This is a genomic window from Streptomyces sp. Y20, from assembly GCF_043195475.1.
Classification (GTDB): Bacteria; Actinomycetota; Actinomycetes; order Streptomycetales; family Streptomycetaceae; genus Streptomyces.
This window is the reverse complement of sequence record NZ_JBIDDP010000009.1, coordinates 25,593-50,428: the sequence shown is the minus strand read 5'-3', so window position 1 is coordinate 50,428 and position 24,836 is coordinate 25,593. Positions and strand designations below refer to the sequence as shown.

The following is a 24,836-nucleotide window of genomic DNA, read 5'->3' as shown; positions in this document are numbered from 1 at the left end:
CTTCCGCGTTCACCGCAGGGATGTCACCGCACCGGGTGCCCCGCCTCCCGGAGGGTCTGCTTCACCTCGCCGATCCGCAGGTCGCCGAAGTGGAACACCGACGCCGCCAGCACCGCGTCCGCGCCCGCCTCGACGGCCGGCGGGAAGTCGGCCAGGGCGCCGGCGCCGCCGGACGCGATCACCGGGACGGTCACGTGCTTGCGGACCGCCGCGATCATCTCCAGGTCGTAGCCGTCCTTCGTGCCGTCCGCGTCCATGGAGTTGAGCAGGATCTCCCCCGCGCCCAGCTCGGCCGCCCGGTGCGCCCACTCCACGGCGTCGATGCCCGTGCCGCGCCGGCCGCCGTGGGTGGTCACCTCGAAGGTGCCCCCGGGGGTGCGCCGCGCGTCCACCGAGAGGACCAGCACCTGGCGCCCGAACCGTTCGGCGATCTCGCGGATCAGTTCCGGACGCGCGATCGCCGCGGTGTTGACGCCCACCTTGTCGGCGCCCGCCCGCAGCAGCTTGTCCACGTCCTCCGCCGTGCGGACCCCGCCGCCGACCGTCAGCGGGATGAACACCTGCTCGGCGGTGCGGCGCACCACGTCGTAGGTCGTCTCCCGGTTGCCGGAGGAGGCGGTGATGTCCAGGAAGGTCAGCTCGTCGGCGCCCTCGGTGTCGTACACCTTGGCCATCTCGACGGGGTCGCCCGCGTCGCGCAGGTTCTGGAAGTTGACGCCCTTGACGACCCGGCCGTTGTCCACGTCCAGGCAGGGGATGACTCGTACGGCCAGGGTCATGCGGGCACTCCGGGTTCTCCGCCGGAGCGGAACGCCTCCACCTCGACCTCGACGACCAGACTGGGGTCGACGAAGCCCGAGACGATGAGCATGGACGCGGCGGGCCGGACGCTGTCGAACAGCTCCTTGTGGGCACGGCCGACCTCGTCCACGTCCCGGGCGTGCGTGAGGTACATGCGGGTGCGCACCACGTCTTCCCGGCCGAGCCCTACCTTCTCCAGTGCGGTCAGCGCCACGTTGAAGGCGTTGACCGCCTGCTCGTACGGGCCGCCCCCGGCGATCTGGCCGTCCACGATGGAGGTGCAGCCCGAGACCAGAACCAGGCCGTTGGGCAGGGCCACCGCGCGTGCGTAGCCGAACTGCTCCTCCCAGGGCGCGCCCGTCGTCACACGCCGTACGTCACTCACCGGGCCACCGCCTCCAGCGCCTCTTCCAGGGTGAACGCCTTCGCGTACAGCGCCTTGCCGACGATGGCGCCCTCGACGCCGAGGGGCACCAGCCCCGCGATGGCACGCAGGTCGTCCAGGGACGACACGCCGCCGGAGGCGACGACCGGGCGGTCGGTGGCGGCGCACACGTCCTTCAGCAGCTCCAGGTTGGGGCCCTGGAGGGTGCCGTCCTTGGCGATGTCGGTGACGACGTAACGGGAGCAGCCCTCCTTGTCGAGGCGCTCCAGCGTCTCGAACAGGTCGCCGCCGTCGCGGGTCCAGCCGCGGCCCCGCAGGGTCGTGCCCCGCACGTCCAGGCCGACGGCGATCCGGTCGCCGTGCTCGGCGATGACCCGGGCGACCCATTCGGGGGTCTCCAGGGCGGCCGTGCCGAGGTTCACCCGGGTGCAGCCGGTGGCGAGGGCGGCGGCGAGGGTGTCGTCGTCGCGGATGCCGCCGGACAGCTCCACCTTGACGTCCATCGCGCCGGTGACCTCGGCGACCAGGGCGCGGTTGTCGCCGGTGCCGAACGCGGCGTCCAGGTCGACCAGGTGCAGCCACTCGGCGCCGGAGCGCTGCCAGGCGAGGGCGGCCTCCAGCGGGGAGCCGTAGGACGTCTCGGTCCCGGACTCGCCGTGGACGAGGCGTACGGCCTGGCCGTCGCGCACGTCGACGGCGGGGAGGAGTTCGAGCTTGGCCATGGTCTACAGGGTTCCGATCCAGTTGGTGAGGAGCTGGGCACCGGCGTCGCCGGACTTCTCGGGGTGGAACTGGGTCGCCCGCAGGGCGCCGTTCTCCACGGCGGCCACGAACGGCTTGCCGTGTGTCGACCAGGTGACCCTGGGTGCCTCGATCACCGGGTTGTGGCTCTCCAGGGTCCACTCGTGGACGGCGTAGGAGTGCACGAAGTAGAAGCGGGCACCGGCGTCCAGGCCCGCGAACAGCTCGGAGCCGGCGGGCGCGTCGACGGTGTTCCAGCCCATGTGGGGCACCACGTCGGCCTGGAGGGGCTCGACGGTGCCGGGCCACTCGTCCAGGCCCTCGGCCCGGACCCCGTTCTCGATGCCGCGCGCGAAGAGGATCTGCATGCCGACGCAGATGCCCATGACGGGGCGTCCGCCGGACAGCCGGCGGTCCACGATCCAGTCGCCGCGGGCGGCGCGCAGGCCTTCCATGCAGGCCGCGAACGCGCCGACGCCCGGCACCAGCAGCCCGTCGGCGTTCATCGCCCGGTCGAAGTCACGCGTGATCTCGACGTCGGCTCCCACGCGCGCGAGGGCGCGCTCGGCGGACCGGACGTTGCCGAAGCCGTAGTCGAAGACGACGACCTTCTTGGGGCTCAATTCCACACCTCCAGCCGCACGACGCCCGCGACGAGGCACAGGGCCGCCCCGATGGAGAGCAGCACGATGAGGCTCATGGGCATCTTCTGCTTGACGAAGGAGATGATCCCGCCGGCCAGGAAGAGGCCGACGACGATCAGGAGGGTCGACAGACCGGTCATGGGTTAGAGGGCGCCCTTCGTGGAGGGGAGGATGCCGGCCGCGCGCGGGTCGCGCTCGCTGGCGTAGCGGAGCGCCCTGGCGAGCGCCTTGAACTGGCACTCCACGATGTGGTGCGCGTTGCGTCCGTACGGCACGTGCACGTGCAGCGCGATCTGCGCCTGGGCGACGAACGACTCCAGGATGTGCCGGGTCATCGTCGTGTCGTACGCGCCGATCATGGGCGCCATGTTCTCGGGCTCGGTGTGCACGAGGTACGGGCGGCCGGACAGGTCGACGGTGACCTGGGCGAGGGACTCGTCCAGCGGGACCGTGCAGTTGCCGAAGCGGTAGATGCCCACCTTGTCGCCGAGCGCCTGCTTGAAGGCGGCGCCCAGCGCGAGGGCGGTGTCCTCGATGGTGTGGTGGGAGTCGATGTGCAGGTCGCCGTCGGTCTTCACGGTCAGGTCGAACAGGCCGTGCCGGCCGAGCTGGTCGAGCATGTGGTCGTAGAAGCCGACACCGGTGGCGATGTCGGTCCGTCCCGTGCCGTCGAGGTCGATCTCGACCAGGACCGCGGTCTCCTTGGTGGTGCGCTCCACGCGTCCTATGCGGCTCATGCCTCAAACTCCTTCTTCAAGTCCCGTACCGCGTCGAGGAACGCGTCGTTCTCCCGCGGAGTGCCGGCGGACACCCGCAGCCGTCCCGGTACGCCGTTGTCCCGGACCAGGACACCCCGGTCGAGGATCCGCCGCCAGGCGTCGTGGGCGTTCTCGAAGCGGCCGAACTGCACGAAGTTCGCGTCGGACTCGGTGACCTCGTAGCCCATCGCGCGCAGTTCGGTGACCAGCCGGTCCCGTTCCGCCTTCAGCTGCTCGACGTAGCCCAGCAGCGTGTCGGTGTGCTCCAGGGCGGCCAGGGCGGTCGCCTGGGTGATCGCCGACAGGTGGTAGGGCAGGCGTACGAGCTGGACGGCGTCGACGACCGCGGGGTGCGCGGCGAGGTAGCCGAGGCGCAGCCCGGCGGCGCCGAACGCCTTCGACATGGTGCGGGAGACGACCAGGTGGGGGCGGTCCGCCAGCAGCGGCAGCAGCGACTCGCCGTGGCTGAACTCGACGTAGGCCTCGTCCACGACGACCATCGACGGCTTCGCCCGCTGGGCCGCCTCGTACAGCGCGACGACGGTCGACGCCGGCACGGCGTTGCCGGTGGGGTTGTTGGGGGTGGTGATGAAGACGACGTCCGGCCGGTGCGTGGCGATCGCCCGCTCCGCGGCGGCCGGGTCGAGGGTGAAGTCCTCGTTGCGCGGGCCGGGGATCCAGCCGGTGTTGGTGCCGCGCGCGATGAGGGCGTGCATCGAGTACGACGGCTCGAAGCCGAGAGCCGCACGGCCCGGTCCGCCGAAGGCCTGGAGCAGCTGCTGGATGACCTCGTTGGAGCCGTTGGCCGCCCAGACGTTCTCGGTGCCGAGCGGGTGCCCGCCGGTCCTCGTCAGGTACCTCGCCAGCTCGGTGCGCAGCTCGACCGCGTCCCGGTCGGGGTAGCGGTTCAGGTCGCGGGCCGCCTCCCGCACCCGTTCCGCGATCCGCTCGACCAGCGGGCCGGGCAGCGGGTAGGGGCTCTCGTTGGTGTTCAGCCGTACCGGCACGTCCAGCTGGGGCGCGCCGTAGGGGGACTTGCCGCGCAGCTCGTCCCGTACCGGGAGGTCGTCGATGCCGAAGCTCACTTGTCCGCCGGAACCTTCCATCCGAACCGCGCCTTGACCGCCGCGCCGTGCGCCGGCAGGTCCTCCGCCTCCGCCAGCGTCACCACGTGGTGGGCGACCTCGGCGAGCGCCTCCCTGGTGTAGTCCACGATGTGGATGCCGCGCAGGAACGACTGGACGGACAGGCCCGAGGAGTGGCAGGCGCAGCCGCCGGTGGGCAGGACGTGGTTGGACCCGGCGGCGTAGTCGCCGAGCGAGACGGGGGCCCAGGGGCCGATGAAGACCGCGCCCGCGTTCTTCACGCGGTCGGCCACCTCGGCGGCCCGGGCCGTCTGAATCTCCAGGTGCTCGGCGCCGTACGCGTCGACCACCCGCAGGCCCTCCTCGACGCCGTCGACGAGGACGATCGCGGACTGCCGGCCCTTCAGCGCGGGCACGATCCGGTCCTCGATGTGCTTGGTGGCCGCGACCTGCGGCTCCAGCTCCTTCTCCACCGCGTCCGCCAGCTCGGCGGAGTCGGTGACGAGGACGGCCGCCGCGAGCGGGTCGTGCTCGGCCTGGCTGATCAGGTCCGAGGCGACGTGCACGGGGTCGGCGGTGGAGTCCGCGAGGATCGCGATCTCCGTCGGGCCGGCCTCGGCGTCGATGCCGATCCTGCCGGTGAAGTAGCGCTTGGCGGCGGCGACCCAGATGTTGCCGGGGCCGGTGACCATGTTGGCGGGCGGGCAGGACTCGGTGCCGTACGCGAACATCGCGACGGCGGTGGCGCCGCCCGCGGCGTACACCTCGTCCACGCCGAGCAGGGCGCAGGCGGCGAGGATCGTCGGGTGCGGGAGGCCGCCGAACTCCGCCTGCGGCGGGGAGGCGAGCGCGATGGACCCGACGCCGGCCTCCTGGGCGGGTACGGCGTTCATGATCACGGAGGAGGGGTAGACGGACCGGCCGCCGGGCGCGTACAGCCCGACGCGTTCGACCGGCACCCACTTCTCGGTCACCGAGCCACCGGGCACCACCTGGGTGGTGTGCGTGGTCCGGCGCTGCGCGCGGTGGACCAGGCGGGCGCGGCGGACGGACTCCTCCAGAGCGGCGCGCACGGCCGGGTCGAGGCCGTCGAGCGCCTCGGTGAGCGCCCGGGCCGGGACACGGACGGATTCCAGCCGTACTCCGTCGAACTTCTCGGCGAAGTCGATCAGCGCCGCGTCGCCACGATGATGCACGGCCTCGCAGATGGGACGCACCTTCTCCAGGGCGGCCGCGACGTCGAAGTCGGCTCGGGGCAGCAGGTCGCGCAGGGCGGGGCCCTCGGGAAGGGCGTCGCCGCGCAGATCGATTCGGGAGATCACAGTCCCAATTCTCTCAGACCGGCGTCGGGAGTCGTCCGCGCGTATCAATGGCTGATACAGAACACGGGCCAATGGCGGGCCAATGGCTGGTACATAGGCTGGCCGGAACCCGGAAGATCCCGTTCACCTGCTGTGTTCCGAGGGTCACTCACCGGGCATGAACGGCTGTACGAAACCACTGGACCCGGACCGGACCGCGAGAGGACAACGGTGACCGAGGAAACCGGCATCCGCGCCGGGGACCTGCCGGACGACCTGACGGCGGCCGAGGCCGGCATGTGGCAGGCCTTCCGCAACGGCAGCGTCTACGACCTGAGCAGCGCAGACGCCATCGTGGACGACCCGCACGGCGGTCATCCGTGGGGCCCCGAGCGCACCGTGCGGGCCCGCATCGTGTGCTGGCTGCTGCTGGACGGCCCGCCGGCGCTCGCCGGCCGGGTGTCCGCGCTGAAGCTCGCCGGCGTACGGATCACCGGGACGCTGGACCTGGCGGGCGGCCAGGTCACGCCGTACCTGGAACTGACCGGCTGCCGGTTCGACGAGGAGGTCCGGCTGCCGGAGGCCCGGTTCACGACCGTGCGCCTGGTGGACTGCTCGGTGCCGCGCCTGGAGGCGGCCCGGGTGCACACCGAGGGCGACCTGCACCTGCCACGCTGCCGCTTCCAGAACGGGGTCCGGCTGACCGACGCCCACATCGGCACCGACCTGCTGCTCAACCAGGCGATCGTGTACCGGGACCGCAGCGGCCGCTCGATCGCGGCGGACGGCATGACCGTCGGCCAGGACCTCCAGGCCGAGCTGCTGGAGTCGCACGGCGAGCTGAGCCTGCGCGGCGCCAAGGTCGGCGTGTCGCTCAGCCTGCGCGGCGCGAAACTGGCCAATCCGTACGCCAGGCTGGCCCTGAACGCCCCCCAGCTGACGGTCGAGCGCACCCTGTACCTGACCCCGGCCGGCGTCGGCAGCCCGCTGCTGAGCGGCACGACACCCGCGCGCGGGACGCGCATCCAGCGCTTCGAGTGCCGGGGCGGGGTGCGGCTGGACGACGGGCGGTTCGGGGACGCTGTCGACCTGGAGCGGGCCCGCTTCACCTTCACCGACGACCAGGAGCTGTCGCTGCGCCGGGTGCAGACGCCGGAGCTGCGCTTCCTCGGGGACCGGCCCGAGCGCGGCAAGGTGGTGCTGTCCGGGGCGCGGATCGTGAACCTGGTGGACCGCGCGAGCAGCTGGCCGGACGAGGGGAACCTGCACATGGGCGGGTTCGTCTACGAGAATTTGGTGCCGCAGGGCCCGTTCCCGCTGACCCGGCGCCTGGACTGGGTGTCGGCGGCCACCGCCGAGTACGCCCCGGAGCCGTACGAGCGGCTGGCCGCGGTGCTGCGCGCGGCCGGGGAGGACGAGGACGCGCGCGAGGTGCTGCTCGCCAAGCAGCGCCGGCGGCGCGAGACGCTGCCGCTGGCGGGCAAGCTGTGGGGCCACGTCCAGGACTGGGCGGTCGCCTACGGCTACCGGCCCGGCCGGGCGGCGGTGTGGATGACGGTGCTGTGGGCGGCGGGCACACTGGCGTTCGCGCACGCGGCCCATCCGCCGGTGAACCCCGGCGGCCATCCGGCGTGGAGCCCGGCGCTGTTCACGCTGGACCTGCTGCTGCCGGTGATCGACCTCGGGCAGGTCGGCCAGTGGCAGCTGCACGGCGGCTGGCAGTGGCTGGCGGCGGTGATGATCCTGCTCGGCTGGATCCTGGCGACGACGGTGGCGGCGGGCGCGACCCGGCTGCTGCGGCGCAGCTGAGGCCGCGACGCGACACGCCGGGCACCCGGGGCATCGACACCCGTCCTTCACCTCCGGACCCGGACGCACACAACTTGAACATTCATCCTTTACGGGCCCTTGACCCGCCGACGTACAACTTTCGCCGACTTGCCCGGACCCTCTGGCGCCGCCGGGACCTGCGGACTTTCAATGGTCGGCACCATGGCTCTGCTGCCCTCGTTCATCCGCCCCACCCGGATGGCCAAACGCCCCGCGCGCCCGTCCGGCCGGCCGCCGGCCGGGGACGAGACGGTGCTCGACGCGCCCGACGACCGTCTCTCGCCCGCGCTGGTCGCCGCAGGGCGGGGCGAGTACGCCGTCGCGGCCGGCCTGCTGGCCGCCACCCGCGCCGCCGCCGAGTGGGAGAACCGGGACCGGTACACGCGCCGCCTCGCCGCCTTCGCCCGCTCACGCCCCGAGTGGTACGAGGAGTGGCGCGCCGCCGCCCCCGAGGACCCCGGCGCGCTCCTGGTCGGCGCCCAGCTGGCGGTGGACCGCGCCTGGCCCTCGCCGGCCCGCGCCGAACTGCTGCGCGAGGTCAGCCCGCACATCACCGCCGCCGCCCGCGCCGACGACCGCGACCCGGTGCCCTGGCGGATCGCGCTGGACCACGCGCGAGGCTCACGGGCCGGTCACCGCTACTTCGAGGAGCTGTGGGAGGCCGCGGTCCGCCGCGCCCCGCACCACTACGGCTGTCACGTGGCCGCCCTGCGCTACCTCGCCGCCTCCTGGCACGGCTCGCACCACGCGTGCTTCGACTTCGCCGACCGGGCCGCGCAGGACGCCCCCGCCGACTCGCTCGTGCAGGCCCTGCCCGCCCGCGCGGCCTTCGGCTACCTGACCGACGGCTGCGGCCCCGAGGTACCACGCGCCCGGCTGGACGCGGCGGCCGACCGGGCGATCGGGCTCTCCGGGCACTTCCCCGAGGCCGATCCGTGGCCCGCCGAGGTCCGCAACAAACTGCTGTACGTCCTGCTGCGCCTGGACCGCCGGGAGGACGCCCGCACCCAGCTGCGGCTGATCGGCCCGTACGCCACCTCCTTCCCCTGGGAGCGGTTCTCCGACGACCCGCTCGGCCACTTCCTGCGGCTGCGCGAGCACCTGCTGACGCAGGGGCCGCGGCCCCTCCCCGCCGGGCTGATCACCGCACCCGGGGACCCCCTCGGCGAGCACGGCGGACACGTCCGCGCCGACGACCACTAGGCTGGGGCGCCGTGACCACCGTCCGTCTCCCGCTCTTTCCGCTGAACTCGGTGCTGTTCCCCGGGCTCGTGCTGCCGCTGAACGTCTTCGAGGAGCGGTATCGCGCCATGATGCGCGAGCTGCTGAAGACCCCCGAGGACGAAGCGCGCCGGTTCGCCGTCGTGGCCGTCCGCGACGGCCACGAGGTCGCGCCCAGCGCCCCCGGCATGCCGGATCCCACGGCCGAGCCCGAACGCGGCCCGTCCGCCGGTTTCGGCCCCGACCTCGTCCGCGCCTTCCACAGCGTCGGCTGTATCGCGGACGCGGCGACCGTCCGGGAGCGGTCCGACGGCACGTTCGAGGTGCTGGCGACGGGCACGACCCGCGTCCGCCTGCTGTCCGTGGACGCCTCGGGCCCGTTCCTCACCGCGGAACTCCAGGAGCTGCCGGAGGAGCCCGGCGACGAGGCCGGGGCGCTGGCGGAGGGCGTCCTGCGGTCCTTCCGCCAGTACCAGAAGCGCCTGGCGGGCGCCCGCGAGCGCTCCCTGTCCTCGGGGGCGGAGCTGCCGGACGACCCGAGCGTGGTGTCGTACCTCGTGGCGGCGGCGATGGTGCACGACACGCCGACCAAGCAGCGCCTGCTCCAGGCGCCGGACACCGCGTCCCGGCTCCGGGACGAGCTGAAACTCCTTCGCGCGGAGACGTCCATCATCCGTAGCCTGCCGTCGTTGCCGGCGTTCGAGCTGACGCGGGCGCCGACCAGTCTGAACTGAGGAGGACCGGCACTTTCGATGGCGAAGAAGCAGAAGCAGCAGGCCGGGGGCACACCCGCGACGGTGGCCCTGACGGCTGCGGGCGTGGACTTCACGGTCCACGCCTACGCGCACGATGCGTCCCACCCCTCCTACGGCCAGGAGGCGGCCGAGGCGATGGGCGTCTCCCCCGACCGGGTCTTCAAGACCCTGGTCGCCGACGTGGACGGCTCCCTGGTGGTCGGCGTGGTCCCGGTGGCGGGCTCCCTGGACCTGAAGGCCCTCGCGGCGGCGGTCGGCGGCAAACGCGCCACGATGGCCGACCCCGCCCTCGCCGAACGCACCACCGGCTACGTCCGCGGCGGCATCTCCCCCCTCGGCCAGCGCAAGAGGCTCCGGACGGTCCTCGACGACTCGGCCGGGTCCCATCCCACGATCTGCGTCTCGGCGGGCCGCCGCGGCCTGGAGGTGGAGCTGGCCCCGCAGGACCTGGCCGACCTGACGGAGGCGGTCCTGGCCCCCATCGGCAGGGGCTGAGGGGAACGGGCCCCCGCGCCCCGGGGCCGGGGGCGTACCGGGCGGAGCGTCGCGGTCAGGCGTGCGGGTGCGGCGGCTCGGGGTCCTGCGGGCCGAAGAGTTCCGGCTCGGGATCCCGCGGGCCGAAGAGCGCCGTGAGCGCGAGATGCACCAGCGCGCCGCCCAGGGGCCAGGCCAGCAGCGCGCCCTTCGCCCCGAGCTTCAGCGGCGCCGGGAACGTCACCCCCTTGCCCGCGGCCTGCGCGCGTGCGAGCACGTCGGACCCGGGGCCCAGCCACACGCCCAGCCGCCAGGCCAGCAGCGAGCCGAGCAGCCCGCCCACACCCAGTGCCACCACGACCGGCACGCCTCCGCGCCGCCGCAGCAGGAAGACGACCACCGCGCCGACCAGCCCGAAGGCGAGTCCCAGCAGCGCGAACGTGCCGTCCACTCCGATGGCCTGCTCGCCCTCGGTGTCCTTGAGGTAGACGACCCAGCTCTTGCCGATCGCGTCCCCGACCAGCGGCACGTGCGGCGCCAGCCACCACCACAGCAGACCCAGCAGCACCCCGCCGAGCGCCACCGCCACCGTGATCACGGCGGCCTCCCGTACTTCCGTCTTCATCCCGGGGCCGTCCTGTTCGTACGGACCCGCGCCCGGCGCCCCGGCGGACGGCGGGGCCTGCCGTACCTGGTGCGGGGAGTCGTCGTGCGGGGGCGGAGGCGGAGTCAGCGGTGCGGTCACCCTGACATCGTGCCAGGTCGCGCCGCGCGGCGCGTCACCGGACGGCGGCCCTGCGGTACGCCCGGGCCGCCACGGCCAGCGAGACCACTCCGACACCCGCGCACACGCCCAGGTCAACGAGGACGACCGCCCAGTCCGGGTGCGCCCCGAACGTCCGGGCGTACGCCTCCACGCCGTAGGTCGAGGGCAGCAGATCACGGGCCAGCCGTACGATCTGGGGCATCCGGTCGGCCGGCAGCACGCCCAGCAGCAGCGCCGCCGACATACCCAGCTGGCCCAGCAGTGTGGCCAGTTCCGGCCGGGGTGCGAGGAGGCCGCAGGCGGCGCCGAGCCCGGCCAGCGCGGCCCCGGCGAGCGGGATGACGGCCAGCAGGATCCACAGGTTGGACAGCGGCAGTCCGAACAGCACGCACCCGAAGACGGCGGTCACCAGCGTGCCCGGCACGGTGAAGGAGGCGTACGCCGCCGCGGCGCCGAGCACCACGGCGGCCGGCGGCACCGGCAGCGTGGCGTAGTGGTCTAGTCCGCCGCTGGCCCGCAGCTGCCCGAAGTACTGGGACAGCAGGTTCAGCGCGACGAACGCGACGACCAGCACCGACGACCCGGCCACCACGGACTGGGCCTCGCCGCCGCTGTCGACGACCCCCCGCATCATCACGGTGATCCCGACGGACTGGAAGGTGGCCACGAACAGCAGAGGCATCCGCGCCACCCGGGCCCGGGACAGCTGCGCCCGGTAGACGGCCGCCAGCGACGGCCACAGCCGCGCGGGCGGCCCCAGCTCGGCCGGGCCGGGCGCCGTCCCGGGTCCAACCCGGGCGCCGCCCGGCACCACCTCGGCGGGTACGACACTCACGGCGAGCTGCTCCCCTTCCCCACGGCGGTCGTGCGGACCCGTACGCACAGCCCGGCCTGCGCCGCTCATGCCCTCACCAGTCCCTGCCGGGCCGCGCCGCCCAGCGCCAGGTAGACGTCCTCCAGGCTGGGCGTGGCGAGCGTGAAGTCGTCCAGGGCGGCGAAGGCGGCTCCGCCGGTCACCGTGGCGACGACGGCGCGGGCCTCCTCGGGCACGAGCCGGAGCGTCCAGCGCCGGCCGGACTCCACGGCCCGCTCGCGCAGGACGGCGACCTCGGGCACCTCCAGCGGCGCCCGCTCCCGCCACACCAGCTCGACCCGGACCTCGCCGGCGACCCGCGCCTTGAGTCCGGCGGGGCTGTCGCAGGCGATGACCCGTCCCCGGTCGAGCACGGCGACCCGGTCGAGCACGGTCTCGGCCTCGATGACGTTGTGGGTGACCAGCAGCACGGTCGTGCCGCGCTCGGCCCGGCGCCGGTCCACGGCCGCCCACACCGCGCGCCGGGCCACCGGGTCCATGCCGGTGGTCGGCTCGTCCAGCACGAGCAGCGGCCGTTCCCCGACGAGGGCGGCGGCGAGGCAGGCGAGCCGCCGCTGGCCGCCGGACAGCTTCTTCAGCGCCCGCCCGGCGATCGGGGCGAGCCCCAGTTCGTCCAGTACCGCGTCCCGCTCGGCCCGCGCCCGCCGGACGTCCAGGCCGCGCAGGCGCCCGGTGGTCTCGGCGGCGAGGGAGACGGTCAGCTCGTCCAGGGCGGAGGATTCCTGGCCCAGGTACGCGAGGAGCCGCGCGGCCCGCTCGGGATGGCGCACGATGTCGTGCCCGAGGATCTCCACGCTTCCGGTGTCCGGCCGCAGCAGCCCGGTCAGCTGCCGTACGAGCGTGGACTTGCCGGCACCGTTCGGTCCGAGCAGCCCGAAGATCTCCCCGCCCCGCACGTCCAGCTCGACCCCGTCGGTGGCGCGCAGCTCGGGGGTGGCGGGGGCGCCCCGCCGCCCCTTCACGGCCGGGTAGGTCTTGCCGAGCCCGCGCACGCGTACGACCTCGTCGTACCGAAGTGCCTGTGCCGCGCGCGTACTCACAAGGGACGAGGGTACGGGGTCGGGGGCCTTTACTCGCCTTTGGGGCCGCTTCTCCCGGTCACCGCGGCACGACCGCGCCGCCGTCGGCGGGACGGCCGCGGTCCCCGGCGGGGACGCGTCGCGTCAGTCGGCCGCGGGCGTGCTCTCCGTGGCCGCCGGAACACCGGCCTCCCGCCAGAAACCCGCCCGGATGGCGTAGCGGTCGTGCTCGTCGATCTGGTCGTCCTTGTGGGCCAGCAGCCCGAACCGCGCCGCGTAGCGCAGCAGCTCCCCGTCGATCCGGTGCGGGATCCGCGGGTACATCTGCGACAGCCGCTGAAGATGGCTCTGCTCGCCGCCGAGCCGGGACATCCAGCGGCGGGCGAAGACCTGCCCCACCTCGTACGGGTCGCCCCCGACGGTGGTGATGTCCTCCTCCCGGTCGGCCCAGCGCTGCTCGGCCGTGGTGAGCTGGGCGAGCGTCGGCATGGAGGCGACCTCGGGCGGCTCCGTGACCGCGCCGGGCCGGTCGACCCACCCCTTGTCGGAGGACCAGCGCAGGGTCGCGGTCGGCGGTTGCTGCGCGGGCTGGGCGCCGGGCGCGCGCAGCGCGGCGAGGTCCTTGGGGGTCGGTACGGTCCTGGCGGCGGACATCCGCTCCTGTGCGCCGTTCTCCGTCCCGCCGGTGGCCGGCGGGCGGTCGCTCCGCTCGGCCGAGCGCTCGGTGGCCGCGGACGGCGCCGACTCGGGCAGCGGCGCGGAGAGGATCGCGGCGATCTCCGGCCGGGGCACGGGCGGCGGCGCGCAGACGCCGGTCAGCTCCTTGGCGCGGACGGCCTGGGTGATCCAGGCGCGGTCCAGCACGCGCCGCTCGTCGGCCTCGGCCACCAGGTCCTCGGACTGGTTGTAGTCGCCGTCGGCGGCCTGGACGGCCCAGAGGTGGACGGCGACGCCGTGCTCCTTGGCGGCCATCATGCCGGGCAGCAGGTCGCCGTCGCCGGTGACGAGGACGACGTCGGAGCAGGCGCGGTTGCGGGCCAGCTCGGTCAGCTCGGCGTGCATGGCCGCGTCGACGCCCTTCTGGGCCCAGCGCCCGTCGCTGCGGGTGAGGGCGCCGAGCCGGACGGTGACCCGGGGCATCACGCGCAGCCGGCGGTGCTCCGGCTGGGGGACGCGGTCGGGGGCGCCGTCGAACCAGTAGATGCGCAGCAGCGGACGTTCGGTGTCGAACTCCGCGCGGTCGCGCAGCGCCTGGATCAGGGCGGCGTGGTCGACGGTGATCCGGGACCGTGAGGGCTCACCGGCGAGGAGGCTGGCGGCGGCGCCCAGCAGATACCCGGCGTCCACCAGGACGATGCAGCGGTCCACGCGACTCACCCTCTTCCCGGGAGGCTTTGCTCCGGACTTCCCTCGAGTCTGCCCGACCGCGCGGGGGTTAACGGCCGGAACTCGATCTTCGGCGTGGCGTTTGCGGATCCCGGGCGCCCATCCGCCCTGTCACACACGGTAATTATCCGACATGCGCCTGATGTCAGCGTATGTGAGTCTGAACCCGTCCCTGGCCCCAGACCCCTCGCAGGAGGCAGATCAGCATGGCCAAGAACAAGAACCGCAAGCAGGCCGGCCCGCAGAACCGTGGCCCGCAGGCCGAGCAGACCCACGAGCGCACGCACCGTCCGCCGGCGGAGGAGCCCGAGTCCTCGATGGCGGGCATACCGGGCAGCCCGGCGGACGTCGCCCGCAAGCAGCAGAAGCGCTTCGGCCACAACTAAAGGGCGAAAGGGCAGTTGAAGCCCGGGTACACGAAAGGGGCGCACCCGTCGCGGGTGCGCCCCTTGACGCCGGGGGACCTCAGCCGGCCAGGCAGGACGGGCCGAGGAGCACCTTCAGGTCGCCGAAGAGCGCCGGGTCGGGCTTGACCCGGTGGCGGTCCAGCCGCAGGACGGTGGTCTTGCGCGGGCCCTGGAGCTTGATGCGGACCTCGCTGTCGCCCTTGTGGTGGCTGAGGATCTCGCCGAGCCGGCTGACCATCGGCGGGGTCACCTTCACCGAGGGGATGGTGAGGATCACCGGCGCGTTGGTGCCGGCGTTGGACAGGTCCGGGACCATCAGCTCCATGGCGACGAGGCGGGGCACGTCCTCGCGCTTGTCGAGCCGGCCCTTGACGAACACCACCGCGTCCTCGACGAGTTGCGTCGACACCAGCTGGTAGGAGGCGGGGAAGAACATGCACTCGATGGAGCCGGCGAGGTCCTCCACGGTGGCGATGGCCCAGGCGTTGCCCTGCTTGGTCATCTTGCGCTGGAGGCCGGAGATGATCCCGCCGATGGTCACGACCGCGCCGTCCGCGTGCTCACCGCCGGTGAGCTGGGCGATCCCCGCGTCGGCCTTGTCGGCCAGCACGTGCTCCAGGCCGAACAGCGGGTGGTCGGAGACGTAGAGGCCGAGCATCTCCCGCTCCTGGGCGAGCAGATAGGTCTTGTCCCACTCGTCGGCGGAGAACTCCACGTCCAGCCCGAAGCCGGGTTCGCTGCTGCTCTCCTCGCCCATGCCGCCGAAGAGGTCGAACTGCCCCTCGGCCTCCTTGCGCTTGACCGCGACCACGTTGTCGATCATCGGTTCGTACTGCGCCGTGAGGCCCTTGCGGGTGTGCCCCATGGAGTCGAAGGCGCCGGCCTTGATCAGCGACTCCGTGGTCCGCTTGTTGCAGACCACCGCGTCCACCTTGTCCAGGTAGTCCGGGAAGGAGGAGTACTTCCCCTTCGCCTTGCGGCACTTGATGATCGACTCGACGACGTTGGTGCCGACGTTGCGGACGGCGGAGAGGCCGAACAGGATCACGTCGTCGCCCTGGGCGGCGAAGTTGGACTCGGACTCGTTGACGTTCGGCGGGAGCACCTTGATGCCCATGCGGCGGCACTCGTTGAGGTAGACCGCCGACTTGTCCTTGTCGTCCTTGACGGAGGTCAGCAGGGCGGCCATGTACTCGGCGGGGTAGTTGGCCTTGAGGTAGGCGGTCCAGTACGAGACCAGGCCGTACGCGGCGGAGTGCGCCTTGTTGAACGCGTAGCCGGCGAAGGGGACCAGCACGTCCCACAGGGCCTGGATGGCCTCGTCGCTGTAGCCGTTCCGCTTGGCGCCGGCCTGGAAGATGGTGAAGTTCTTCGCCAGCTCGTCGGGCTTCTTCTTGCCCATCACGCGGCGCAGGATGTCGGCCTCGCCGAGCGAGTAGCCGGCGATGATCTGGGCGGCCTTCTGGACCTGCTCCTGGTAGACGATCAGGCCGTAGGTGACGGCCAGGACCTCTTCGAGGGGCTCCTCCAGCTCCTTGTGGATCGGGGTGATCTCCTGGAGCTTGTTCTTGCGCAGCGCGTAGTTGGTGTGCGAGTCCATGCCCATCGGGCCGGGACGGTAGAGAGCCGAGACGGCGGAGATGTCTTCGAAGTTGTCGGGCTTCATCAGGCGCAGCAGCGAGCGCATGGGGCCGCCGTCGAACTGGAAGACGCCGAGGGTGTCGCCCCGCTGGAGCAGTTCGAAGGTCGTCGGATCGTCGAGCGGGAGGCTCAGCAGATCGATGTCGACGCCCTTGTTGGACTTCACCATCTTGACGGCGTCGTCCATGATCGTCAGGTTGCGCAGGCCGAGGAAGTCCATCTTCAGCAGGCCGAGCGACTCGCAGCTCGGGTAGTCCCACTGCGTGATGGTCACGCCGTCGGTGTGCCGCACCCAGACGGGCACGTGCTCGGTGATGGTCTCGCTGGACATGATCACGCCGGCGGCGTGCACGCCCATCTGCCGGACCAGGCCCTCGACGCCCTTGGCGGTGTCGATGACCTTCTTCACGTCCGGCTCGTTCTCGTACATCGCGCGGACCTCGCCGGCCTCCGAGTACCGGGGGTGGCCGGGGTCGGTGATGCCGTTGAGGTCGATGCCCTTGCCGAGCACGTCGGCGGGCATGGCCTTGGTGATCCGGTCACCCATCGCGTACGGGTAGCCCAGCACGCGCGCGGAGTCCTTGATCGCGTTCTTGGCCTTGATCTTGCCGTACGTGCCGATCATGGCGACCTTGTCGGCGCCGTACTTCTCCGTCACGTACCTGATCACCTCGACGCGCCTGCGCTCGTCGAAGTCGATGTCGACGTCGGGCATGGAGACGCGCTCGGGGTTGAGGAACCGCTCGAAGATCAGGCCGTGCGGGATCGGGTCGAGGTCGGTGATGCCCATGGCGTACGCGACGATCGAGCCGGCCGCGGAGCCTCGGCCGGGGCCGACCGCGATGCCGTTGTTCTTGGCCCACATGATGAAGTCGGCGACGACGAGGAAGTAGCCCGGGAACCCCATCTGGATGATGACGTCCATCTCGTACTCGACCTGCTTCTGGCGGTCCTCGGGGATGCCGCCGGGGAAGCGGCGCTCCATGCCGCGGCGGACCTCCTCCTTGAACCAGGTGACCTCGGTGTAGCCCTCGGGGATGTCGAACTTCGGCATCAGGTCGCGCTTCTCGAACATGCCGGCGGTGTCGACCATCTCGGCGACGAGGAGCGTGTTGGCGCAGCCCTCCTGCCAGGCGTCCGAGGAGTCGATGGCGTACATCTCGTCCGTGGACTTCAGGTAGTAGCCGGTGCCGTCGAACTTGAAGCGGTCGGGGTCGGAGAGGTTCTTGCCGGTCTGGATGCACAGCAGGGCGTCGTGGGCGCCGGCCTCGTGCGCGTACGTGTAGTGCGAGTCGTTCGTCACCAGCGGCGGGATGCCGAGCTTCCGGCCGATCTCCAGCAGGCCGTCGCGGACCCGGCGCTCGATCTCGATGCCGTGGTCCATCAGCTCCAGGAAGTACCGGTCCTTGCCGAAGATGTCCTGGTAGTCGGCGGCGGCCTTGAGCGCCTCGTCGAAGTGGCCGAGGCGCAGCCGGGTCTGCACCTCGCCGGAGGGGCAGCCGGTGGAGGCGACGATGCCCTCGGACCACCGGGCGATGGTCTCCTTGTCCATCCGGGGCCACTTCGTCAGCCAGCCCTCGGCGTACGCGTCGGAGGACAGGCGGAAGAGGTTGTGCAGACCGGTCCGGTTCACCGCCCACATCGTCTTGTGGGTGTACCCGCCGGAGCCGGAGACGTCGTCGCGCTTCTGGTGCGGCTGGCCCCACTGGATCTTGCGCTTGTTGCGCCGGGACTCGGGGGCGACATACGCCTCGATCCCGATGATCGGGGTGATTCCGGCCTTCTTCGCGGAATGGAAGAAGTCGTACGCCCCGTGCAGGTTGCCGTGGTCCGACATGGCGATATGGGTCATGCCCATCTCGTTGCAGGCCTGGAACATGTCCTTGAGCCGCGCGGCACCGTCCAGCAGCGAGTACTGGGTGTGGACGTGCAGGTGCGTGAAGGGCGGCTTTGACACGGTTCGAGCCTCCAGGGCAAACGTGCGTCGACGGGTGTCCCACGGGCTGTGGACGGTCAGGGGGACAGCGTCGAAGTCTATGCCCCCGCACTGACACGCGCGGGCCCCGTCCGCGTACCTTCGTGCGGGGAACCGGGCACTCCCGCGTGGCGTCGCCCGTTGGAGACGGCGGAAGCGCCGTCGTACGCGTTCCCGCCCTACACGCACCACCCGTCCCGCACCAGGAGGCACCCCGCGATGTCGGTCCCCCAGCTCAACGACGAGCAGCGCGGCGAGGAGATCCTCGCCGTCTTCGACACCGCCTTCGGCCGGCTCCTGGCCGCCGACCCGGCCGCGTTCCGGGTGAAGTTCCGCAAGATGGCGGCCTCGGCCTTCGCCTTCTACCGCGGCACGGCGGCCCTCTTCTACCATGATCTCGACGCCGAGAAGCGCGGCGGTCCGTACCTGGACGACCGCACCTCGCGCGTGTGGATCCACGGCGACCTGCACGCGGAGAACTTCGGCACGTACATGGACTCCAACGGCCGCCTGGTCTTCAACGTCAACGACTTCGACGAGGCCTACGTCGGCCCCTTCACCTGGGACCTGAAGCGCTTCTCGGCCTCCATCGCGCTCATCGGGTACGCGAAGGCGCTCGGCGACCAGCAGATCACCGAGCTGGTGACGGTCTACGCCGACGCCTACCGCGAGCGCGTCCACGCCCTGGCCACGGGGGCGAAGCGGGACGAGGTGCCGCCGTTCACGCTGGACACCGCGCAGGGCCCGCTCCTCGACGCGCTGCGTGTCGCCCGCTCGCTGACCCGGTTCGGCCTGCTGGACTCGATGACCGAGATCCGGGACTTCGAGCGCCGCTTCGCCCCCGGCGGCGGCTCCATCGAGCTGGACGCGGCCACCCGCTACAAGGTCCTGGCGGCCTTCGACGGCTATCTGGAGACGCTGCCGGACTCCTCCCTCGCGCGCCCGGACTCCTACCGGGTGAAGGACGTCGTGGGCCGGCGCGGCATCGGCATCGGCTCGGCGGGGCTGCCGTCGTACAACATCCTCCTGGAGGGCCACAGCGACGCCCTGGAGAACGATGTGGTGATCTACATCAAGCAGGCGCAGACCCCGGCCGTCTCCCGGCACATCACGGATCCGGCCATCGCGGAGTACTTCCAGCACGAGGGCCACCGCACGGTGATCTCCCAGCGCGCCCTCCAGGCACACGCCGACCCCTGGCTGGGCTGGACCGAGCTGGACGGCGCGGGTCAGCTGGTCGCCGAGGTCTCGCCGTACGCGGTGGACCTGGACTGGGGCGACATCGACGACTTCGAGGAGATCGCGGCCGTCGTCGCCGACCTGGGCCGGGCCACCGCCACCATGCACGCGGCGGCGGACGACCAGTCCGGCGAGTCCCTGGTGCCGTTCTCCACCGAGCGGGCCATCGACGCGGCGCTCGCGGCCGACGAGGAGGGCTTCGCGCCCCTGCTGGTGGACTTCGCGCACAGCTACGGCGCACGCGCGCGTGCCGATCACCAGATCTTCGTGGACCTGTTCCGCAACGGCCGGATCCCGGGGCTGTGACGCCGCGGATTCACAGGCATCCTTTAAGGGTCTCTTACCCGCGTACGTGACAGACTCTGCTCTCGCTATGGACACATCCGGGACCCAGCTCAGAGCCGTGCGCGCGGCGCTGTTCACGGCCTTCGTCGTGACGCTCGGCACCGCGTCGCACGTGCTGCTGTCCCGTGCCCCGCTGCCGTCGGCCGGCGTGGCCGCGGTCGCCGCGGGGGTGTTCGGCACCGCCTACGCGCTGGCGGGCCGTGAGCGCGGCTTCGGCCGGATCGCGGCCCTGCTGGTCCCGCTGGAGCTGGCCGCCGACACGGTGTTCACCACCGGCCAGCACGCCTGCTACGGCCGGGCGGGCGGCCCGGTCGCGGGCCCGCTGCGCGCGGTCGGCCTGGACGTGCTGTGCGGGGGCCGGATGGGCACCCCGCTGGTCCGGGTGACCGGCGGCGACCGTGCCGGCGCCCTGCTCGCCCACGCCGGCCCGGCCGCCGCCTGGCTGCTGCTCGCCGCGCACATCGGCGTGGGCCTGCTGGCCGCCGCCTGGCTGCGCCGGGGCGAGCGGGCCCTGGCCCAGCTGCTGTACGCGGTGGCCGGCACCACGTTCCGGCCGCTGCTGCTGGCGGTGGCCGCGGTCACCGTACGGGCGCTGCCGGCCCGCCGGGCGCCCCGCCCGGCGCCGACCCGCAGCGCGGCCCGTGACCGGCTCCTCACGCACTCCCTGGGACGGCGTGGACCGCCGCGCTCCCCCGCCGCGGCCCTCGCCTGAGCCACCCCGGCTCCCGCGCGGCCGACGGCGTCCGGACAACGACCGGTCCCCCACCCGCGTCCCGCGTACGACGGGTGCGCGTCCCCCATGGAGATCACCAGCATGAGCAAGCGGAACAGCCAGACGGCGAAGACGGCGGCCCGGGAGCGGCTGCGCCAGGAGCGCGAGCGGCAGGCCAAGCGCGACAAGGCCAGGCGGCAGACCATCGTGGCCGCCTCGGTCGTGGCCGTCCTGGCCGCGGCCGGCGGCATCGGCTACGCCGTCGTGCAGAACAACAAGCCCGGGTACTGGGAGGCCGCGAAGGACGACAAGCTCGTCAAGCCGGCCCACACCACGGGTGCCGACGGCACGACCGTCGTCGTCGGCAAGGCGAGCGCCGGGAAGACCCTCGTGATGTACGAGGACCCGCGCTGCCCGGTCTGCGCGGCGTTCGAGCAGACGGTCGGCCCGACCGTGAAGAAGGACCTCGACGCCGGCAAGTTCAAGCTCAAGTTCGTCGGCGCCACCTTCATCGACCGGAGCCTGCCCGGCGAAGGCTCCAAGAACGCGCTCAGCGCCCTGGGCGCGGCGCTGAACGTCAGCCCCGAGGCCTTCCTCGAGTACAAGTCCGCGTTGTACTCCAAGAAGTGGCACCCCGAGGAGACCACGGACAAGTTCAAGGACGACGCCTACCTGATCAAGGTCGCCGACACCGTCCCCGCGCTGAAGGGCAACGCGGCGTTCCGCAAGGACGTGAAGGACGGCACCTACGACCGGTGGGCGCTGGAGGAGTCCAAGGTCTTCGACAAGGACGGCGTCTCCGGCACCCCGACCCTGAAGATGAACGGCAAGACCCTGACGGGTCCCGACGGCAAGAGCGCCCCCATGACCGTCGCCGACTTCGACACCGCGCTCGGAGCGGCCCTCAAGGGCTGAGCCGACGCCCGGCCGAAGAGTGGGCGAACTTTCGCGAGTTCGCCCACTCTCGCGCGTACTGATCAGTAGCCTGATCGTCCGTGACCAGTCGATACAGATCATCCGAGGACGCTCAGCGCCTCGGCACACCGTTCCCCCGCCGCCGTACGGTCGTCAAGGCCGCGGCGGCGACCGCTGTCCTGGCCGGCCCGCTCGCCGCCGCCCTCCCGGCCCGCGCCGCCACGGACGCCCCCGCCTTCCTGCACGGCGTCGCCTCCGGTGACCCGCTGCCCGACGGCGTACTGCTGTGGACCCGCGTCACCCCGGTCCCGGAGGCGATACCGGGCTCCGGGACCGGCCCGGACACCGAGGTCAGCTGGGTCGTCGCCAAGGACAGGGCGCTGACGGACATCGTCGCCAAGGGCTCCGTCACCGCGACCGCCGGCTCCGACCACACCGTGAAGGCCGACATCCGCGGCCTGGTACCGGCCACCGACTACTGGTTCCGGTTCTCGGCCGGCGGCACCGACTCCCCGGTGGCGCGCACCCGTACCGCGCCGGCGGCCGACGCCGACGTGCCCGGGCTGCGCTTCGGCGTGGTCTCCTGCGCCAACTGGGAGGCGGGCTACTTCGCCGCCTACCGCCATCTCGCCGCCCGCAACGACCTGGACGCCTGGCTGCACCTCGGCGACTACATCTACGAGTACAAGTCCGGTGAGTACGCCGCCCGCGGCAAAGTCGTCCGCCCGCACGCCCCGGCCAACGAGATCCTCACCCTCGCCGACTACCGCATCCGGCACGCCGAGTACAAGACCGACCCCGACCTCCAGGCCCTGCACCTGAAGGCGCCCGTCATCGCGATCTGGGACGACCACGAGTTCGCCGACAACGCCTGGTCGGGCGGCGCGGTCAACCACACCGAGGGCACCGAGGGCACCTGGGTGGCCCGTCAGGCCGCCGCCAAGCAGGCCTACTTCGAGTGGATGCCGGTCCGCCCGGCCGTCGCCGGCACCACCTACCGGCGGCTGCGCTTCGGCAGGCTCGCCGACCTGTCCCTGCTGGACCTGCGCTCCTTCCGCTCCCAGCAGGCGTCCACGGCCAGCGGCTCGGTGGACGACCCGGACCGCACGCTCACCGGACGCGCCCAACTCGACTGGCTGAAGGCCGGGCTGAAGGCCTCCGACACCCGGTGGCGGCTGGTCGGCAACTCGGTGATGATCTCGCCGTTCTCCTTCGGCTCCCTCACCGCCGACCTGCTCAAGCCGCTCGCCAAGCTGCTCGGGCTGCCGCAGGAGGGCATCGCCACCAACACCGACCAGTGGGACGGCTACACCGACGACCGCCGCGAACTCCTGGCCCACCTGCGCTCCAACGCCATCGGCAACACCGTCTTCCTGACCGGTGACATCCACATGGCCTGGGCCAACGACGTGCCGGTGGACGCGGGCACCTACCCGCTGTCGGCGTCGGCGGCCACCGAGTTCGTGGTGACCTCGGTCACCTCCGACAACCTGGACGACATCGTGAAGGTGCCCGAGGGCACGGTCTCCGCGGTCGCCTCACCGGTCATCAAGGCCGCCAACCGGCACGTCCACTGGGTGGACACCGACCGCCACGGCTACGGTGTGCTGGACATCACCGCCGACCGCGCGCAGATGGACTACTACGTCCTGTCCGACCGCACCGACGCGCGTGCCACGTCCGCCTGGGCGCGCTCCTACCGGACCCGCAGCGGCACGCAGAAGATCGAGCGGACCTACGACCCGGTGTGACCCCTCGCTCAGCGAAGCGACTCCAGGAAGCCGAGTGCCACCCGCCAGGTGGCCTCGGCGGCCTCCGCGTCGTGGTCCGGCAGGCCGGGGTCGGTGTAGAGGTGCCCGGCTCCGGCGTACCGGTACACCTCCACGTCGGCACCGGCCCGGCCCAGCTGGAGATACCAGGCGCTCAGCCAGTCGTCCGTCTCGAACGGGTCCGGCTCCGCCACGTGCAGCTGCACCGGCAACTCGTCCGCCTGCGCGTTCGGCGCGATGTCGGAGGTGCCGTGCAGGAGCAGCAGCCCGCGCGCCTTGCCGTCGCCGAGGGCGAGGGTCTGCGCGATGGACGCGCCCAGCGAGAACCCGGCGTACACCAGCCCCCGGTCCGAGTACGGCGCCGCCGCCAGCACGGCCCGCTTCAGCAGTTCCTCCTTGCCGGTGCGCTCCTGGAACTCCATGCCGTCCTCGACGGTATCGAACGTGTGTCCCTCGAAGAGGTCCGGCGTCCACACCTCGTGTCCCGCCGCGCGCAGCCGGTCCGCGGCCTCGCGCACCGCGGGCCGGAGTCCGTAGGCCGAGTGAAAGAGCATGATGTTCATGAGGCCATGGTGCCAGCCGCCGCCCTCGCGGCCGTATCGGCGGCCATACCCACACACGCTCGGAACACACATGTTCATCACCCGCCGACCCCGGTTACGTTCGGAGGCATGGAGAACGTGCTCCGCCCCCTGATCGTGGTGGGCAGCTCGGTGCTGCTCACCCTTGCCCTCGGCTGGGCCACCGACCGGCTGCTGCGCAAGGCCGACGAACGCAATTCGGACTCGCCGCTGTGGGAACTGCTGCGGCGCGGCCGCATCCCCTACCAGCTCGTGCTGTGCGCCGCACTGCTCAGAGGCTCCTACGGCCAGGCGCAACTGACCGCGCAGCACCACACCGGCATCGGCCGCGCGCTGACGCTGGTGCTGATCGGATCCGCCGCCTGGCTGGTGATCCGGATAGCCGCGGCCGTCGTCGAGACCTCCTACAGCCGCTACGCGCGCGTCCACCGGGACGCGGCCCGGGTGCGCCGGGTCCGCACCCAGGTGGAGCTGATCATGCGGGTGGTGTCCGCGATCGTCATCGTGATGGCGATCGCCTCGATGCTGCTGACGTTCCCCGCGATGCGCGCGGCCGGCGCCTCGCTGCTGGCCTCCGCCGGCATCCTCGGCATCGTCGCCGGTGTCGCCGCCCAGTCCACCCTGTCCAACCTGTTCGCCGGGCTCCAGATCGCCTTCGGCGACATGGTCCGCATCGGCGACACGGTCGTCGTGGACGGCGAGTGGGGCATGGTCGACGAGATCACCCTGACCTTCCTGACCGTACGGACCTGGGACGAGCGCCGGATCACCATGCCGGTGTCGTACTTCACCTCCAAGCCCTTCGAGAACTGGTCCCGGGGCACCCCGCAGATGACCGGGACCGTCTACTGGTACCTCGACCACAGCGCGCCGGTCGGGGCGATGCGCGAGAAGCTGCGGGACATCCTGCGCACGTGCCCGGCCTGGGACGGCCGCGCCGCGAGCCTCCAGGTGACCGACACCACCCCCAACACCGTCGAGGTGCGGGCGCTGGTGACGGCGAAGGACGCGGACGACATCTGGACGGTGCGGGTCGCGGTCCGCGAGCAGATGATCTCCTGGCTGTCCGAGGAGCATCCCTACGCGCTGCCCCGGGTGAACACGTCCGACGCCGTGCTCCCGCCCTACCGCGTCCCGTCCCCCGACCGCGCGTCGCTGCGCAAGGCCTACGAGTTCCCGCGCACCGGCCGGGGCTGACCGGGCGGGGCTGGC

Annotated in this window: 24 protein-coding genes; 10 read left to right on the top strand and 14 right to left on the bottom strand. The window is 72.2% G+C overall.

What is annotated here, in order from left to right; all coding sequences use genetic code 11:
- Positions 1 to 23: 23 nt before the first annotated feature.
- From hisF to hisD, 8 genes are read right to left on the bottom strand one after another with little or no spacing between them, the layout of a single operon-like run.
- Positions 24 to 779 (bottom strand): imidazole glycerol phosphate synthase subunit HisF, encoded by a 756-nt coding sequence (hisF, locus tag ACGFT1_RS22895; protein WP_361984659.1) that lies wholly within the window; start codon positions 777 to 779, stop codon positions 24 to 26.
- Entirely contained in the window at positions 776 to 1,186 is a 411-nt protein-coding gene (locus tag ACGFT1_RS22890) for a RidA family protein (protein WP_373910803.1), read from the bottom strand. The genes hisF and ACGFT1_RS22890 overlap by 4 nt, the downstream gene beginning before the upstream one ends.
- A complete protein-coding gene (gene priA, locus ACGFT1_RS22885; RefSeq protein WP_373910802.1) occupies positions 1,183 to 1,908 on the bottom strand; it encodes a bifunctional 1-(5-phosphoribosyl)-5-((5-phosphoribosylamino)methylideneamino)imidazole-4-carboxamide isomerase/phosphoribosylanthranilate isomerase PriA in 726 nt (241 codons plus the stop codon). Before priA ends, ACGFT1_RS22890 begins: the two co-directional genes overlap by 4 nt.
- A gap of 3 nt (positions 1,909 to 1,911) precedes the next feature.
- Positions 1,912 to 2,556, bottom strand: coding sequence for an imidazole glycerol phosphate synthase subunit HisH (gene hisH, locus ACGFT1_RS22880; RefSeq protein ID WP_373910801.1), 645 nt, complete (start codon positions 2,554 to 2,556; stop codon positions 1,912 to 1,914).
- Positions 2,547 to 2,711: a hypothetical protein gene (locus tag ACGFT1_RS22875; protein ID WP_373910800.1), complete on the bottom strand. Its 165-nt coding sequence runs from the start codon at positions 2,709 to 2,711 to the stop codon at positions 2,547 to 2,549. The genes hisH and ACGFT1_RS22875 overlap by 10 nt, the downstream gene beginning before the upstream one ends.
- A 3-nt stretch (positions 2,712 to 2,714) precedes the next feature.
- Positions 2,715 to 3,308: an imidazoleglycerol-phosphate dehydratase HisB gene (gene hisB, locus ACGFT1_RS22870; protein ID WP_356820800.1), complete on the bottom strand. Its 594-nt coding sequence runs from the start codon at positions 3,306 to 3,308 to the stop codon at positions 2,715 to 2,717.
- On the bottom strand, positions 3,305 to 4,414 hold the full coding sequence (locus ACGFT1_RS22865) for a histidinol-phosphate transaminase (protein ID WP_373910799.1): 1,110 nt from the start codon (positions 4,412 to 4,414) through the stop codon (positions 3,305 to 3,307). The genes hisB and ACGFT1_RS22865 overlap by 4 nt, the downstream gene beginning before the upstream one ends.
- On the bottom strand, positions 4,411 to 5,736 hold the full coding sequence (gene hisD, locus ACGFT1_RS22860; RefSeq protein WP_373910798.1) for a histidinol dehydrogenase: 1,326 nt from the start codon (positions 5,734 to 5,736) through the stop codon (positions 4,411 to 4,413). The genes ACGFT1_RS22865 and hisD overlap by 4 nt, the downstream gene beginning before the upstream one ends.
- 210 nt (positions 5,737 to 5,946) lie before the next feature.
- Here hisD and ACGFT1_RS22855 point away from each other — a divergent pair, with 210 nt between their 5' ends.
- The 4 genes from ACGFT1_RS22855 (at position 5,947) to ybaK (ending at position 10,016) form a co-directional block, all read left to right on the top strand.
- Positions 5,947 to 7,524, top strand: coding sequence for an oxidoreductase (locus ACGFT1_RS22855; RefSeq protein WP_373910797.1), 1,578 nt, complete (start codon positions 5,947 to 5,949; stop codon positions 7,522 to 7,524).
- Between the two features lie 171 nt (positions 7,525 to 7,695).
- On the top strand, positions 7,696 to 8,748 hold the full coding sequence (locus ACGFT1_RS22850) for a hypothetical protein (protein WP_373910796.1): 1,053 nt from the start codon (positions 7,696 to 7,698) through the stop codon (positions 8,746 to 8,748).
- A gap of 11 nt (positions 8,749 to 8,759) precedes the next feature.
- Entirely contained in the window at positions 8,760 to 9,500 is a 741-nt protein-coding gene (locus tag ACGFT1_RS22845; RefSeq protein WP_373910795.1) for an LON peptidase substrate-binding domain-containing protein, read from the top strand.
- Positions 9,501 to 9,518: 18 nt separating this feature from the next.
- A complete protein-coding gene (gene ybaK, locus ACGFT1_RS22840) occupies positions 9,519 to 10,016 on the top strand; it encodes a Cys-tRNA(Pro) deacylase (RefSeq protein WP_373910794.1) in 498 nt (165 codons plus the stop codon).
- A gap of 55 nt (positions 10,017 to 10,071) precedes the next feature.
- Here the strand turns inward: ybaK and ACGFT1_RS22835 are convergent, their stop codons facing one another.
- The 4 genes from ACGFT1_RS22835 to ACGFT1_RS22820 all read right to left on the bottom strand — a co-directional run bounded on the left by ACGFT1_RS22835 (position 10,072) and on the right by ACGFT1_RS22820 (position 14,022).
- Positions 10,072 to 10,740: an AAA family ATPase gene (locus ACGFT1_RS22835; RefSeq protein WP_373910793.1), complete on the bottom strand. Its 669-nt coding sequence runs from the start codon at positions 10,738 to 10,740 to the stop codon at positions 10,072 to 10,074.
- Between the two features lie 34 nt (positions 10,741 to 10,774).
- Positions 10,775 to 11,596: an ABC transporter permease gene (locus ACGFT1_RS22830; RefSeq protein WP_373910792.1), complete on the bottom strand. Its 822-nt coding sequence runs from the start codon at positions 11,594 to 11,596 to the stop codon at positions 10,775 to 10,777.
- 65 nt (positions 11,597 to 11,661) lie between these two features.
- On the bottom strand, positions 11,662 to 12,675 hold the full coding sequence (locus ACGFT1_RS22825) for an ABC transporter ATP-binding protein (RefSeq protein WP_373910791.1): 1,014 nt from the start codon (positions 12,673 to 12,675) through the stop codon (positions 11,662 to 11,664).
- Between the two features lie 123 nt (positions 12,676 to 12,798).
- On the bottom strand, positions 12,799 to 14,022 hold the full coding sequence (locus ACGFT1_RS22820; RefSeq protein WP_373910790.1) for an NYN domain-containing protein: 1,224 nt from the start codon (positions 14,020 to 14,022) through the stop codon (positions 12,799 to 12,801).
- Between the two features lie 224 nt (positions 14,023 to 14,246).
- Between ACGFT1_RS22820 and ACGFT1_RS22815 the strand changes: the two genes are divergently transcribed.
- The gene (locus ACGFT1_RS22815; protein WP_361984704.1) at positions 14,247 to 14,426 is read left to right on the top strand and encodes a hypothetical protein; all 180 of its coding nucleotides are present in this window, start codon (positions 14,247 to 14,249) and stop codon (positions 14,424 to 14,426) included.
- Positions 14,427 to 14,505: 79 nt separating this feature from the next.
- On the opposite strand, the gene dnaE is transcribed toward ACGFT1_RS22815, so the two are convergent.
- Entirely contained in the window at positions 14,506 to 18,045 is a 3,540-nt protein-coding gene (gene dnaE / locus ACGFT1_RS22810; RefSeq protein ID WP_373910789.1) for a DNA polymerase III subunit alpha, read from the bottom strand.
- Positions 18,046 to 18,282: 237 nt separating this feature from the next.
- Between dnaE and ACGFT1_RS22805 the strand changes: the two genes are divergently transcribed.
- From ACGFT1_RS22805 to ACGFT1_RS22790, 4 genes are all read left to right on the top strand, one after another.
- Positions 18,283 to 19,608 carry a DUF2252 domain-containing protein gene (locus ACGFT1_RS22805; protein WP_373910788.1) on the top strand — a complete coding sequence of 442 codons (1,326 nt, stop codon included), beginning with the start codon at positions 18,283 to 18,285 and terminating at the stop codon, positions 19,606 to 19,608.
- Positions 19,609 to 19,675: 67 nt separating this feature from the next.
- Entirely contained in the window at positions 19,676 to 20,359 is a 684-nt protein-coding gene (locus tag ACGFT1_RS22800; RefSeq protein ID WP_373910787.1) for a hypothetical protein, read from the top strand.
- A 102-nt stretch (positions 20,360 to 20,461) separates the two neighbouring features.
- Entirely contained in the window at positions 20,462 to 21,274 is an 813-nt protein-coding gene (locus tag ACGFT1_RS22795; protein WP_373910786.1) for a thioredoxin domain-containing protein, read from the top strand.
- A gap of 80 nt (positions 21,275 to 21,354) precedes the next feature.
- Complete coding sequence (locus ACGFT1_RS22790; protein WP_373910785.1) at positions 21,355 to 23,025, top strand: alkaline phosphatase; 1,671 nt, start codon at positions 21,355 to 21,357, stop codon at positions 23,023 to 23,025.
- An 8-nt stretch (positions 23,026 to 23,033) separates the two neighbouring features.
- Here ACGFT1_RS22790 and ACGFT1_RS22785 read toward each other — a convergent pair whose 3' ends face one another.
- Complete coding sequence (locus tag ACGFT1_RS22785; RefSeq protein ID WP_373910784.1) at positions 23,034 to 23,606, bottom strand: dienelactone hydrolase family protein; 573 nt, start codon at positions 23,604 to 23,606, stop codon at positions 23,034 to 23,036.
- Positions 23,607 to 23,714: 108 nt separating this feature from the next.
- On the opposite strand from ACGFT1_RS22785, the gene ACGFT1_RS22780 reads away from it, so the two are divergent.
- On the top strand, positions 23,715 to 24,821 hold the full coding sequence (locus tag ACGFT1_RS22780) for a mechanosensitive ion channel family protein (RefSeq protein WP_373910783.1): 1,107 nt from the start codon (positions 23,715 to 23,717) through the stop codon (positions 24,819 to 24,821).
- Positions 24,822 to 24,836 lie beyond the last annotated feature (15 nt).

Coding starts and splice junctions, on each gene's coding strand:
- ACGFT1_RS22780 (WP_373910783.1), top strand. CDS start 23,715: ATGGAGAACGTGCTCCGCCCCCTGATCGTGGTGGGCAGCTCGGTGCTG.
- ACGFT1_RS22815 (WP_361984704.1), top strand. CDS start 14,247: ATGGCCAAGAACAAGAACCGCAAGCAGGCCGGCCCGCAGAACCGTGGC.
- ybaK (WP_373910794.1), top strand. CDS start 9,519: ATGGCGAAGAAGCAGAAGCAGCAGGCCGGGGGCACACCCGCGACGGTG.
- ACGFT1_RS22785 (WP_373910784.1), bottom strand. CDS start 23,606: ATGAACATCATGCTCTTTCACTCGGCCTACGGACTCCGGCCCGCGGTG.
- ACGFT1_RS22875 (WP_373910800.1), bottom strand. CDS start 2,711: ATGACCGGTCTGTCGACCCTCCTGATCGTCGTCGGCCTCTTCCTGGCC.
- ACGFT1_RS22850 (WP_373910796.1), top strand. CDS start 7,696: ATGGTCGGCACCATGGCTCTGCTGCCCTCGTTCATCCGCCCCACCCGG.
- hisF (WP_361984659.1), bottom strand. CDS start 779: ATGACCCTGGCCGTACGAGTCATCCCCTGCCTGGACGTGGACAACGGC.
- ACGFT1_RS22800 (WP_373910787.1), top strand. CDS start 19,676: ATGGACACATCCGGGACCCAGCTCAGAGCCGTGCGCGCGGCGCTGTTC.
- ACGFT1_RS22795 (WP_373910786.1), top strand. CDS start 20,462: ATGAGCAAGCGGAACAGCCAGACGGCGAAGACGGCGGCCCGGGAGCGG.
- priA (WP_373910802.1), bottom strand. CDS start 1,908: ATGGCCAAGCTCGAACTCCTCCCCGCCGTCGACGTGCGCGACGGCCAG.
- hisB (WP_356820800.1), bottom strand. CDS start 3,308: ATGAGCCGCATAGGACGCGTGGAGCGCACCACCAAGGAGACCGCGGTC.
- ACGFT1_RS22805 (WP_373910788.1), top strand. CDS start 18,283: ATGTCGGTCCCCCAGCTCAACGACGAGCAGCGCGGCGAGGAGATCCTC.